General features: G+C 35.9%; 11 protein-coding genes. 7 read left to right on the top strand and 4 right to left on the bottom strand.

Translation table 11 applies throughout. The annotated features are described in order from the left end of the window. Positions 1–29: 29 nt before the first annotated feature. The 7 genes from EHQ49_RS17665 to EHQ49_RS17635 are packed head-to-tail and all read left to right on the top strand — an operon-like array spanning position 30 to position 8120. The gene (locus tag EHQ49_RS17665) at positions 30–1871 is read left to right on the top strand and encodes a hypothetical protein (RefSeq protein ID WP_135581171.1); all 1842 of its coding nucleotides are present in this window, start codon (positions 30–32) and stop codon (positions 1869–1871) included. Beyond that, positions 1871–2794, top strand: coding sequence for a hypothetical protein (locus tag EHQ49_RS17660; protein WP_135581169.1), 924 nt, complete (start codon positions 1871–1873; stop codon positions 2792–2794). Before EHQ49_RS17665 ends, EHQ49_RS17660 begins: the two co-directional genes overlap by 1 nt. A 3-nt stretch (positions 2795–2797) precedes the next feature. After that, entirely contained in the window at positions 2798–3079 is a 282-nt protein-coding gene (locus EHQ49_RS17655) for a hypothetical protein (RefSeq protein ID WP_135581167.1), read from the top strand. Continuing rightward, positions 3076–6147, top strand: a complete 3072-nt coding sequence (locus EHQ49_RS17650) for a hypothetical protein (RefSeq protein WP_135581165.1) — start codon at positions 3076–3078, stop codon at positions 6145–6147. The genes EHQ49_RS17655 and EHQ49_RS17650 overlap by 4 nt, the downstream gene beginning before the upstream one ends. Positions 6148–6149: 2 nt before the next feature. Beyond that, positions 6150–6818, top strand: coding sequence for a DUF4376 domain-containing protein (locus tag EHQ49_RS17645; protein ID WP_135581163.1), 669 nt, complete (start codon positions 6150–6152; stop codon positions 6816–6818). A gap of 1 nt (position 6819) precedes the next feature. Then, positions 6820–7509 (top strand): hypothetical protein, encoded by a 690-nt coding sequence (locus tag EHQ49_RS17640; protein WP_167483026.1) that lies wholly within the window; start codon positions 6820–6822, stop codon positions 7507–7509. Continuing rightward, positions 7494–8120 carry a hypothetical protein gene (locus EHQ49_RS17635; protein WP_135581159.1) on the top strand — a complete coding sequence of 209 codons (627 nt, stop codon included), beginning with the start codon at positions 7494–7496 and terminating at the stop codon, positions 8118–8120. The genes EHQ49_RS17640 and EHQ49_RS17635 overlap by 16 nt, the downstream gene beginning before the upstream one ends. A 948-nt stretch (positions 8121–9068) precedes the next feature. Here the strand turns inward: EHQ49_RS17635 and EHQ49_RS17630 are convergent. The 4 genes from EHQ49_RS17630 to EHQ49_RS17615 all read right to left on the bottom strand — a co-directional run bounded on the left by EHQ49_RS17630 (position 9069) and on the right by EHQ49_RS17615 (position 12540). Beyond that, entirely contained in the window at positions 9069–9947 is an 879-nt protein-coding gene (locus tag EHQ49_RS17630; protein ID WP_135581158.1) for a hypothetical protein, read from the bottom strand. Between the two features lie 77 nt (positions 9948–10024). Beyond that, a complete protein-coding gene (locus tag EHQ49_RS17625; RefSeq protein WP_135581156.1) occupies positions 10025–10711 on the bottom strand; it encodes a phosphoribosyltransferase in 687 nt (228 codons plus the stop codon). Between the two features lie 3 nt (positions 10712–10714). Next, positions 10715–11479, bottom strand: coding sequence for a DNA-processing protein DprA (locus EHQ49_RS17620; RefSeq protein ID WP_244241542.1), 765 nt, complete (start codon positions 11477–11479; stop codon positions 10715–10717). Positions 11480–11625: 146 nt separating this feature from the next. Then, the gene (locus tag EHQ49_RS17615; protein WP_135581152.1) at positions 11626–12540 is read right to left on the bottom strand and encodes a hypothetical protein; all 915 of its coding nucleotides are present in this window, start codon (positions 12538–12540) and stop codon (positions 11626–11628) included. Positions 12541–12697 lie beyond the last annotated feature (157 nt).

Below are 12697 nucleotides of genomic sequence, written 5' to 3'. Positions count from 1 at the left end.
CAATTAGATTGGCCGTAAAGGGAATAGGGATGTTCGCATCCAAAATGTATTCTGAATCAAGTCCATTCCAAACTTGGGAAGATTTCATTGATGAAAACAATGGTGGAGATGATCGATTAGATTTTAGAACTGTATCTGGAACTCTTTTAGGATCTATTCCACTTGGAATTCAAAACACAAAATTCAGAACTTTGGAATTTGATGTAGATGAATTCGGATCCAAGTCGATTAAGTTCGAACTCAATTCCCTACCTTCATTTCCATTGGAACGATTCACTGTTATTAGGATCCGAGTCGATGGAATAGATACTTTTGGTGGATATGTTTTTAAATATCCACGACAAGGATCTTCTCGAAATCAAAAGCTTGAATTCCAAGGACTTGGATTTCGTGAACGATTAAAGAAAGTCACAATTCGTCCAACTATCGATAAGCATTTTTATAGAATCCAATCTATTACCAAGGCTGGATTAAATGTAGAAATCAAACTCAACACCAATGTACATCCTACGATAAACCCGGGGAATGTTTTCTATATCAAGAACGCACTCAATTCTCGAAACAATGGCAAATACAATGTTGTATCGATCATGGGAGATACTCTCATTGCCCTTCGACCTGATGGGATTGAACAGGAAATCGCACAAGGAACTATTACGATTCTTCCAACTCAATGGACCAATCCAACTACTCCTGTTTCAGACATTTTGAAACAAATTGTTCTAGAATATTTACCTCAAGTGAAAGGAATAATTGCTTCTACAGGAGGAATTACAACATCCTCTTCCGTTCCAATCGGTGGTGGTATCGATTTGGAAGGAATCACCATCGAAAAAGCTTTTGAGTTCATAAGAAATATGTTAGGAGGCCAATGGAAGTTAGTCATTGAACCTGATGGCAGGATTACTTTGAATCCAAAATCATCTGCAATAATTGAAAAAATCTTTTCTTCATATGATGGCCAAATTTTCGATTTCGATGAAAACCTAGATAACATCGTCAACATAGTAGAAGTAAATCGAAAGAAAGAAAAGTCAGAAGATGGAACTACTCCTATGACTCTTGGAGCATTGAAATCGAACCCAACTTCTGTTGCAAAATATGGACCCATGGAAGGACCAATTGATGTTCCTGCATATTTTACAGATGAAGTTTGCGAAGCTTTGGCAACTGCAGAAATCAATGCGAAGTCGGAGCCCAAAGAAGAAGGATCCGCAAAGAAAGGCAAATGGAAGTATTGGAAAATAGGAACCTATTCCATTGTTACCGAAGAAGGTTACTATAAAGAGATTCTAAACGAAATGGATTCATTGGATGGATTTGTCTTTCCACCTGAAGTTGCAGCCTCTATCTCAACAGCAATTTTTATTACCGGTGCTGGATCCTTAAAGTTATCGTTTGGCAACAGCGCACACGAAAAGGAAGTTAAATATTCACTTGATAAACGAGTTAGCGGACTCAAAACAATTTATCTTTACATCTATGCAAATAAGCTTGGGTCTTACCTACGTTTTGGAATTGGAAAAGATTCCTTCAAAGAATATCTATTCCCGATTACTATAAACCAAACTTCCAATCCAGAACTAATCGCAATACCTGTTGCAAATTTACCAATTGATCGGATTAAAGAATTTGGATTCATCTTTGATAATCCCCAAAATGGAACAGAAGTCTATATTGATGAAGTCGCAATAGAATCATACACTTCACTTCACAAGACTCAACCTCTCAAATTGGTTAAATATAAATACACTCCTTACAACAAATTCTGCGAGCTGACATTTGGCGTAAATAGCTCGAAGCAAGAAAATTGGCTTGCTGCACTCAACGCTAAAATCGAATCACAATCAATGGCAATGAAGGATAGATAATGGCCAAGACAGCAAACTTAAGATGGGATCCAATCGAGAAAAGATTTCTTTACGAGAATATCGTTGATGAATTAAAAACCGTTGTCGAAATCATAGAATCAAAGGGAAAATATTTTGGTTTTCGATTGGATGAGGTTCCCGAAAAAAGAACTCCCAATTCAACATTGAAAATTTTTAGAGCCGAAGATGATCAAGAGTTTACAGAAGTTCTCGGTCTACCAGGGCCACTTCAATTTTTCTCAAACTACCATGAACCACCATGGGATCGCGATGGATTGATTATAATACCTGCAAGTGAAGACGGGAAAGTATTCAAATGCTCCTATGAAGGAATGGGAAGTACAAACTCATTCGAAAATCAGTTACATGTTCAAGAAATCGTATTCGAAACACTTTTAAAATTGAATGGTTCAAGACCAATGGAAGGAGATCTAAATATGGATCTTCATAAGCTGATAAATCTTGCAGCTGGAATTTTGCCAACAGATGCAGTTAATAGATCCCAGTTAGATACAAAAGTTTCTAAAAGTGGAGATTCGATGACTGGTCCGTTATCGATTCCAAACCCTACAGCAGGAGGACATGCAGTAAACCTTTCCACACTAAATTCACGTTTCGCAGGAAGAACTTTTTGGTCTACTATTCCTGGTCTGGATATAGATCAAGAAGCAGATATTGTGTTACCTGAATCAGGAACATGGATGGTATTTTTTATTTGGTGTGTTCCAGCAAATGGAGCAGGTGCGCCTCCAGTTCCATGGTTTAGCGAATCTGCTTATTGGACTGGTTCAACTCCATTTGGGACAATTTCACGTCCTGGTGGAGCTATTGGCATAACAGATGTAACTAATACATTTCGAATTAAGAAATCTAAATTCCCTCCTGAAGTTGTTTGTGCAGTTTCAGCGGTTAAGATCGGGTAAAAAATGAATACATTACCGAAAATAAAAGAATTCGATTTTAAAGAAGGAAACACATACAAGATGAGTTTCGAATCTTCCTTTTTGGATAATTCAATTATAGCCTTAACTGCTCAGAAATTTAACGATCAAGACATTGTTGGCGATGCATCAGTTTCTATTTTTGAAAACGTAATCACAGCTATTCTTCCAAATCATTTAAAACGAGGAACATACAACTACGATTTGGAAGTGAACAGAAATGGCATCATAACTACTGAATTTAGAGGCAGGATTTTCATATCATGATAAATCGCATTTTAGAAATATATAGAGGGGACACTTACAGAGGTGATAGGGGACTAATTTTTGAAGATATTCCGAACCTACATCTTCCTTCAACAACCGTACAATTTAGCGTTAAAAAGAATCCTGAAGATGAAGAGAGAGTAATCTCTTTCCCAATCAATGGAAGTGATCCTGGAAATGATTGGAGTGAACCAATCAGAAAAATTGTAGTTAACCTTGAAACAGGACATACCCAACTTCTTGAAGGAGGGATCTATTTTTATGATATCGAAATCAATTATTCTGGAGAAATTATTACCGTTGCTTCTGGAGAGTTCATTGTCATTCCTGATATCGCTAAAACAGTCCACGTAGTTTCACCTACTACCGAAGCCAGTATTTATTCTAACTTAGCTTCAAATTTGGAATCCTTAGGAGCATCATTAGTTGGAGTTGTTTCATTATTTTGGGATACAATTACTGGTTCTCCAAATGGAACTGTAGAATCAATTTTACGATACCTTTGGAATAATAAAATTAATAGTCTTTCAACTCCTTCTGGAAACCGATTCTTAAAGTCTACTACTGATGGAAATATCATTCAAGAAACCAATGTCAGTATTTCAAATGAAGGGGATGTAAGCGGAATCCGTGACCTCACGTTAGGACGAGATTTGTTTGTTCCAGGTAAAATCGTTTCACAAGGAAACTTAATTGAAGGTGATGTGATTCAAGTCAAAGACAAGAATATTGAACTCGGGAAAGTTAATTCTCCCGATGAAGACTCTGCAGACGGAGGAGGGATTTCTCTTCTTGGAACAACCAATAAAACATTTCAATGGCTAAAAGCAAAATCTGCTTGGGTATCATCTGAATCCATTGAACTTCCAGCAGGTAAGAATTTTCTTCTAAATGGAATTGAATACGTTTTATCAAAAATTTTAAGTTTTCCAGGAAGTACAATTCCAGGAAGAGTCCTCTCTTCAAATGGGAGTGGCCTGATATTCATTGATCCTCCCTCTGCTCCAGTAACTTCGGTAAACGGCGAAACTGGGGCGATTGATCTCTCTGATGATTATTATGATAAAGGAGAAATAAACACTGCATTATCCAGCTTAAGTAGTGAAATTTCTAATAAACAAAACATATCCGAGAAGGGAATGCCTAATGGCTATGCTCCGTTAAATATGGATTCTAAACTTCCGAATTCGTTTTTAGATATAGGTTTCTTAAATTTAAAAGATACACCAGCATCATTTAGTGGGCAAAAATCGAAAGTTGTAAAAGTAAAGTCGGACGAAAGTGGGTTAGAATTTGGATCTGCTAATGAAACAAACAATTACATAGATTTCCCAAATGCTATTGGAGACCCTGTTAGTCAATTAGGCTGGGTGAAATATAATGACGGTTCAACTCCTCCCACAAATGGAGGAGTTGGTGGAGGTGGATTAGGTCTTTTATCTTTTAACAATGTAAATTACAATGCTGAACCCGACTTCTATTACATGACATCAGAAGTCGGATATGGAGTATCCAAAGAATTTACAATTTCTAATGTACACAAGAATAGTATTTTAGAAATCTCTTTTGATTTTATTACAACGAATAATTGTGAGACCAATATTTACATATACGATATTGGTAAATCTCAACTAATCCATCCGTCAAACAATCGTTTCATCGAAGAACATCCTTTTGTTAATATCCCGAGACAGGGAAAATTTTCTTGTCAGTTTCAAACTTCAACTTCATTAACCTATAGGTTATTAATTCATACAAAAACCTTGGGTGACGCAAGTTCCTATTTTAAAAATTTTAGAATCTGGACTCCTAACATTAACCAAGGATCGATAATAACTGAATGGCAATCTTATAGCCCAACTTTTTCTAATTTTGGTAACTCGCCTTCATCCTCTTTGTATTGGAGAAGAAATGGCCAAAACTTGGAAATAAAAGGAAGAATAACTGCAGGAACAAGTATCCCGAGCTTAGTTGGATCTTTCTCTGCACCAAATGGTTTGGTTTTTGATTCAACAATTTGTGCCACAACTCAACAAGTTGGCTTTGCAATTAGGAATATTGGGACAGCAAATCAATCTAATATTCTGGCTTTAGGTGGAGAATCAGTATTCAAATTTTCTGCAGAATCAGCAACAAATGGATTAACTCCACAAAACTTATCCTTAGTTTTTAACGATAGCCAAGTAATATCTATAAATCTTTCTGTTCCAATTCAAGGATGGGGTGGAACGGTTCAATTATCTTCACAAGTAGGAGATGGAAGAACAGTTAGTGGGCTAGTAACTGGACATACAGGAACTTCATTCACTGCCAATACTACGACATTAAAATTTAACACTAAAGTTAAGGATTCACATAACATTTATAACACCTCTACAGGAGTTATTACAATTCCTGAATCTGGAGATTACTGTTTTAATATCAGTAATTTGGGAACGGGTGTAGGTGCTGGAGGTTACATTTATGTATTTAAGAATGGTTCTGTATTAAATGGGGTATCTATGGGGTATCTTACTCCTGGAGCAACTGAAAACCTAGGAACATTAGTTAGTGATTTAAAAACAGGCGATACAATAGATTTTCGTTCTCCAAATACTCCTACGACTGGATCGGATACAAATGTAACATTTAGTTTCTTTAAATTGAGTGGAGGATCACAAGCATTCGCTAGAGAAGAATTCGTAGGAGCTTCTTACTACAGTTCAGCTAACCAAACTTCATTAACTACTCAGATTAATTTCGGAGCCAAGGTATATGACACTCATAATGCTGTGACTACTGGAGCCTCATGGAGATTTACAGCTCCTCAATCTGGGAAGTATTTACTAACAGGATTTTTGTCTTCAAATGGAAACTACAGAGTAGGATTATATAAGAATAACTCTATCCATATTTATGGTATAGTCGTTATTCCACCAACATCGAATTATGATTCGTTCTCACATACCATTGAACTATTAGCCGGAGATTACATAGACCTAAGACCAGATATTTCGTCAACATGGCATGGGAACGCTTCATTAAGTGGTGGTTATGCTTGTCAAATTCAAATAACGAAGGTATCCTAAACATGAAAAATGTAACTATAAGAAATAAGGAAGATTTAATTATATCGGATTTAAATCTTTACGAAGATCCGACAGAATTTATTGAATTCAATGTCGCAAATAACACTTGGGGTAGACCAGAGCGAGTTGTTAGAGAAAAAATTCTCATAGAAAACTCATTTTCATTTTTGGATGAAATATACGATGAAGCCGACGTAATAAGCCGAAAAGAGGAAATTATTGATGGAGAATCTGTTAACTTCGTAACTCTTAAAGCTGATTATACAATTTTCGTAGTGGACTACCTACCTTCGACCGAAGAGTTGATTCATGATATTAAGATCAGGATATTAAAACATGCCGAGGCTGTTTGTGAAGAAGGAGTCCAGTTCTTAAATTATCAATTCCAAGCGAGAGAAATCGATTGTACCCGAATGAACAATTCTCTAAAAAAAATAGAAATTGGAGGAGTATGGAGAGGAACTTGGAGAGACAGGAACAATGAATGGAAAGAATTAACATTTAATCAATTTGAAGAACTTGCTTTGAAGGCTGGTGACTTCTGTGAAGATATTTTTAGAATCGCAAGAGAACTAATTGATGAACTCTCGAATCTTCCTTTCGAAGATCTTCGCAATTATGACCTATTTGCGAATTGGAATTTCTTAATAAATGATCTAGAGGTTCCCTAACATGAACTCATGGGAATTTCTAAATGCAAACATCTGGATAATGATCTTCATTGCCTTGCCGATGTCCTTTGGACTTTTATTTCTAACTATTTGGGCAACGATTTTGCTTATCAAAACTCAGAAGTTATTTATCTCTACTAAATGGATTCAAGTAAAGCCAGAGGATCCAAAGCTTCCATTAATCGATCATATAGTTAGAGACAAACTTGTCTACGGCCAATTGCATCTTCTAAGGGATCATTTTTCCGCACATGTCGCTTGTGTAATCTCACTTCATAATGGTGGGAAATTTAACAACGGCCTTTCCGTCCAAAAGTGGACTTTAACTCATGACTGCGCTGCAGATGGACACATCACGTTTTACAATAAAGGATTAAAATTCAAAGAACAATTAGTCTCTCAGTCGGAATGGATTGTTGAATGTATCACTAAAGACGAATTCTTTTTCTCAGTTGATAGCATGGAAGAATCATCCGCATGGAGAAGGGAATTTGTAAGGAATGCAATCCAACATGCTTTTCTGCGATTAGTGGAGACCGATGACAATCCAGAGCTCGTAATCGGGTTATTCTTTCGTCATGAAAAATCAGAAGAAGACTTCATTTTCAATAAGCATATCATAAGGGAATATTCAGACAGAATTTCATCAATTTTAAAAACAGGAGCTGATCAGACATGGCAGGAGAACTAAAAGAAAACGAAATTAAACCAGATATACCTTCTTACGTATCGATAACACCTTGGATCACCTATGATTCCCAAATGGACAATCTAAGATTTGTCGTCGCAAAAAAGAATGTAGTGCCATCGAATCAGTGCCAAGGAACTTCCTATTTGAACTTAGTCAAATGGACCGATTACAAACTGGGAATTGGAAAGTACACCGAATGGACCGAGGAAAAGTATTACAAAGAACTCGCTCAATTCGCAAAAACAAAAAGTCAAGTTACTGAGTACAAATTCCACAATATGCTTTTTGAAGAACTTTTTTCAGGGAAGGCATCGATCAAAAGTAAAAAATTCAATCTCGAAAACATTAAAGATCACATCGAAGAGTCGAAAGCACCTGTGATCTTTTCCATTGATGTGAGAGAAGCATTTAACCCAAAAGCAAAGGCAGAAATGGGACATGTCATCATGGCCGTTGGGAAATGCAACAATGGAATTTCTGCTCATGATCCGAGAGGAAAGTTTTTCACAAATTACAAAGACTTAGATGGCAATCAGGTCTTTTTTCCAAACAAAACTCTAGACCGAATTGGCAGAAAATCGGTCGGGATCTATTGCGTAACCATTTTATAAAGGAGAGAAATAACATGGGAGAGTTAATTACAATGTTCGTAGATTATTTAAGAAGCGAGGTGCTCCCACTGTGGGATCCACTTTTCTTTTTCGTAGTCATACTCGGAGCAACTTTTGTTTTAAAGATCATCGAGAAGAATGGCATCGAATTATCAAAATCAAACAAGTTTTGGATCGTTTTCATATTCGCAACGATTGCATCGTTCACCTATATTTCCTTGGCCAAATTTTCAGGAAAGCTAACAGATCCACAATATGCTCTTTTCAGAAACTTTCTAAACTATGTGGCTGCGATTATGTTTTACCATATCATTATCAAAACATCGGTAAGGTTATTTAGATTTGGAGTAGAATGGGGAAGTGCGACGTTGAATCGGAGATTGCAAAAGAATGAAAAACGGAGAACCAAGCATGATTGAGTTGATAGCTTCGTTTTTTGGAACTTGGAAAAATCAAATTATAAGGATCATGATATTGGTCCTCTTGATTTTGGCCTACCTGGCCTTTCGAACATTAAACAAAAAAATTGGAGAATCCCAAAATGAAATCATCCCCCTTGAGCAAACCAATACACCTGATCCTTCTATGTTTGATGATATCTGCTTGTACCTCACGAATAAACAATGCCCGTAGCCTGGTAAACGCCAAATGCTCGGATCTTGGAATCCCGGATTCGATCCGAGTCAAAAAGCAGGAGCTCATTGTTTTTGAAGGAAAGGACTTCGTTCCTCTTTACAGATACACTCATTCAATTTCCTATTCAAAGAGATTGGCAGGCTGTATTTCCGCATTTGAATGCTCCCAAAGGCAATCCGACAGACTTCACGAATGTGACAAACAGAGGTCGTTTTTGAGAGAATTCATTTTCGGTAGAGATTTTTGCAAAATCCCTGAATTTGAATGTTAGATCAAAATAGAAATTTCCATTTTGAAATAGGCTAACATACGTTAGCCGTTTTTATTCTTTTTAATAAATTCTTTCAACCCTCGAATTTCCTGAAGAGTCTTAAATTCTGGACGTTTCGAATTTATAAATGAGGAAATATACCTTTCTGGTCCACCTGCTATTGGAAATCCTTTGGAGTAGGTGCTTAACTCTTCAGATATTTTTTGAATCTTTTCCTTATAGCCTTGCTTAACCTCTTCCAATTCCTCTTCAAGTTTCAGTATTTTACTTTTCCTTTCCCACCAACTTCTTATCTGGCGGTTGAGATTAGCTATTTTCTCTTCGGAAAGTTCAGGGTATTTTATTTCTGATTCTTCCTTAAGAATCTTTCTTAAAATTGTAAGATCTTTTATAATCGTTGCTTTTGACCAGGAAGGGATTGCCGAATGAATTAATTCATATAGAGGAGTTTTTACTTGAATTTCACCTTTCCTGGATCCTCCAGAATTAATTTCCAAAATGGCATCGACACCCCATCGTTCTTTTAGGATTCGATATCGATCTTCAGGTCTGTATTTAAATGGAGTATCATTGTCGCCGTAAATTGCTTCATATAATGTCGATTCATCTGAGAGTAGGTAAACAGCCGGAATTGTATAGCTCGAAGGCAGCTTTTCTTTTTTGATCCCTTCACTTATCGCCTTCCATCTTCTTCGGCCACGAAGGATAAAATGTTTCCCAGTAGATGAACTTTTCTCTCTAGAAATGAGAATTGGTTTATCTGCCCATACTCCATCTCTCCAAATTGATTCTTTGAAATTAATCCATTCCTCTTTTTCTTCAGTTGTTACTGGTGATCGCTCAAAGTTCCAAGGATGAGGCTCGAGTTTGTCTGGCCGGATTTTTATAATGTCTTCAGAGATTTTTATTTTGCTTTCCATTTGTGGAGAACAGTGAAGATAAACTGAGAGTTTGATTCAAGCAGAAAGGAATCTAATTAAGAGACATAATTAAAAATTTATTCCAAGTTACCATGCGGAATGGACCTCCATTTTAAATGCTGACAAGTTGGAACTGTCAGTTGCTCTGTAGTCGCTCCAGCTAGTGCAATGAAATATAAGTCTAGTTTTTTTGTATTTAATTCTTGCTCTAGTTTTTCCGCGCAAGATGCCATTGTTGAACCTGTAGTTAGAACATCATCAAAGAAAATCACTTTCGAGTTTTTTATAAAATTAGCATGTTTCGATAAAAGCCTTGGCCTAATTTCAATAGAATCATCATGCATTGATTTACTATGTGATTTTGATTCAATCGTCCGAACCCTTTCAAACAAATCAGGCATAATAATGTCATCGCATATAATTTTCGGTATAATTTCTTTTAAAAAGTCAGGTAGCCTAGTTGGACTATTTCTTTTTCCATCTTGATCTTTTAAAGTATGGGAAGGTGGTGGATAAAGAAATGTTAAATTATCTTCTTTGGAAAGGTTTAAAACATTGCTTAAGAACTTTGGGAATGTCGACTTATAGTAACTCACACCGCTGGGACGGTACTCTTTAAAATCAAGAATTCGCCCTGAGTTAGTTTTTCTGAACAACTGTTCATTCAATCCAACGGGAAGATAGAGTTGCATAAATCCAATGTTATAATTACTGTCATAATAATGATTCGGGAACTCTTTAACTAAGGTTTGAACTTTAGACATTTTTTATGCTATGTATTTTTCAATATCAGTAGTTCTAGTTAATTTTATTGCATCCCCTGAATTTAAAAAACTTTGCACCCATTGGAAGTTTTGGTTTGCCAACATGGATGAAAAAAATAACTTTCTGTGATGGATTACAGCTTCTTTCGCTTGGTGAATCACTCCAGAAGTCTCTCCAGCTTCAACAACTACAGTTCCGATCGTCATAGCTGCCATTAATCTATTTCTTCTTGGGAATAGATGGCGTCCTTTTAATTCAGTAGGCAAAGAAGGGGAAAGCAAAAGCCCCTTCACAATTATTTCCTTCGCAAGTTCAATATTTTCTTTAGGATAAATTTTATGAATTGGAGTTCCCAAAACTGCGATAGTCTTCCCACCCATTTCTAGGGCCGTTGTATGTGCAATTGTATCAATTCCAGTTGCCAGTCCTGACACAATACAATATCCTTTTCTAACGAGAATTCTTGTTATCGCAGCGGCCATCTTTTTGCCTTCTTCTGTAGGAGTTCTCGTTCCTACAACAGATATCAATGGCATTTTCATCAGTGATAAATCACCTTTTGCGAAAACAGTTAAGAATGATTTTGCATTTTTTTCTATTTTGAAAAGATCACCAATTAGATTGGGATCTAGTAAAGACAATTTGTGTTCTTTTAAATATGAATCAAACTCCGAAACTTTTCCTACATCCAGATCTGTTTTTCCAATTTCCGAATTTCCTCGAAAATTAAACAGTAGTGGCTCGGAAGTTCGCTTTTTTGATTTCACTAAGTTCGCCATATTACTAGTTTACGCGAAAAGTGGGACATAATTTAAAAATGTCGCACAAAATTTAAATTTTTTAAAAAATTTTTAAACTTTTTGCAATGATTTGCGACATAATCAGCTTCCTATAATAGTTATTATGTCAACTTTTATCCCAACAGACTTCTTTTGTAATCATAATCACCGCTCGCTACAACTTCATAGATTTTCCTGCCGATATTTTCGATTGTAGACATACTTAGATCTTCTGTTATGAAATGAGAATACAGACTCAAATCATTTCCATTAAATTCTGCTAACATTAATTCTTGTTTACCCATTCCGTTTGTCGATTTATATTCATGGCTTTGTAAATCATAAACCAACTTACCGATTGAATTTCTGGCATTTAATGGAATCCTTTCGGCCAGGTATGCCCTCCAGTCTTTGGGATTTTCCACCAGATAAAATCCCGGTTTAATGACCTCATATACTATTCCAAGACACTTAAGTTGATCCAAAAAGGCACCTTGGTCGTACTTCGAGATGGTTAAATTTTGTTCTAGGCCAACAAATTCGCCTTTCTTTAAACCAGGCCGGCCGAGAACAAATAAAAAATTCACCTTGTCATTTGAAATTGTTCGGTTTACATTACTCAATAATTCCTCAATAAACTTAACCAAATAGCTATTCTCATTGTTGGTTTTTTTTATATTTTCTATCAATGAATCAATTCTGTATTGTAATGAAATTTTATTTTGACTTTCCGATATTCTTTCGGAAATTAATTTTAACAACAATTCCCAATGCAATTTAAAGTAAGCCAACATTGGCTCAACCACAAAAACAAAAATAGCAATCCCTACTGGAACCCAAAATCTTGCTGGCTCAGTTATTAGTGCTGAATAAAAAGTTGCAATTCCAATATAATCATCTCTGGGGGAAAAAGTCAGCATATAGAAAATATCAAAATTGTTTATAAAAAAGGAGAACATAAAAGTTCCCATTAATGGATGTTTGATTCGCGGTATTACCAAGTTTTCAATAATTGATTTTGCTGATTTTTCAACTTCTTTTTCTTCCATTCGTTCCCCTCGAATACAAAATTCATAATATAGAATGTGTTTTATTCATGTAATTCTTCAACTCTCGCAAGAAATCCATCCACAAAATAAAATCTCAAAATATTTCCATGGCATGCAAATTCCGTGAAATTTGGATCCCTTTCGTGATATGAAACAT

The sequence above is a fragment of the Leptospira perdikensis genome, from assembly GCF_004769575.1.
Lineage (GTDB): Bacteria > Spirochaetota > Leptospiria > Leptospirales > Leptospiraceae > Leptospira_A > Leptospira_A perdikensis.
The sequence above is the reverse complement of the archived record's forward strand: the minus strand, read 5'-3'. Positions and strand labels throughout refer to the sequence as shown.

What these genes read in the sequence shown, in the direction of transcription:
- EHQ49_RS17665 (WP_135581171.1), top strand. Translation starts at nt 30, where the DNA reads ATGTTCGCATCCAAAATGTATTCTGAATCAAGTCCATTCCAAACTTGG.
- EHQ49_RS17660 (WP_135581169.1), top strand. Translation starts at nt 1,871, where the DNA reads ATGGCCAAGACAGCAAACTTAAGATGGGATCCAATCGAGAAAAGATTT.
- EHQ49_RS17655 (WP_135581167.1), top strand. Translation starts at nt 2,798, where the DNA reads ATGAATACATTACCGAAAATAAAAGAATTCGATTTTAAAGAAGGAAAC.
- EHQ49_RS17650 (WP_135581165.1), top strand. Translation starts at nt 3,076, where the DNA reads ATGATAAATCGCATTTTAGAAATATATAGAGGGGACACTTACAGAGGT.
- EHQ49_RS17645 (WP_135581163.1), top strand. Translation starts at nt 6,150, where the DNA reads ATGAAAAATGTAACTATAAGAAATAAGGAAGATTTAATTATATCGGAT.
- EHQ49_RS17640 (WP_167483026.1), top strand. Translation starts at nt 6,820, where the DNA reads ATGAACTCATGGGAATTTCTAAATGCAAACATCTGGATAATGATCTTC.
- EHQ49_RS17635 (WP_135581159.1), top strand. Translation starts at nt 7,494, where the DNA reads ATGGCAGGAGAACTAAAAGAAAACGAAATTAAACCAGATATACCTTCT.
- EHQ49_RS17630 (WP_135581158.1), bottom strand. Translation starts at nt 9,947, where the DNA reads ATGGAAAGCAAAATAAAAATCTCTGAAGACATTATAAAAATCCGGCCA.
- EHQ49_RS17625 (WP_135581156.1), bottom strand. Translation starts at nt 10,711, where the DNA reads ATGTCTAAAGTTCAAACCTTAGTTAAAGAGTTCCCGAATCATTATTAT.
- EHQ49_RS17615 (WP_135581152.1), bottom strand. Translation starts at nt 12,540, where the DNA reads ATGGAAGAAAAAGAAGTTGAAAAATCAGCAAAATCAATTATTGAAAAC.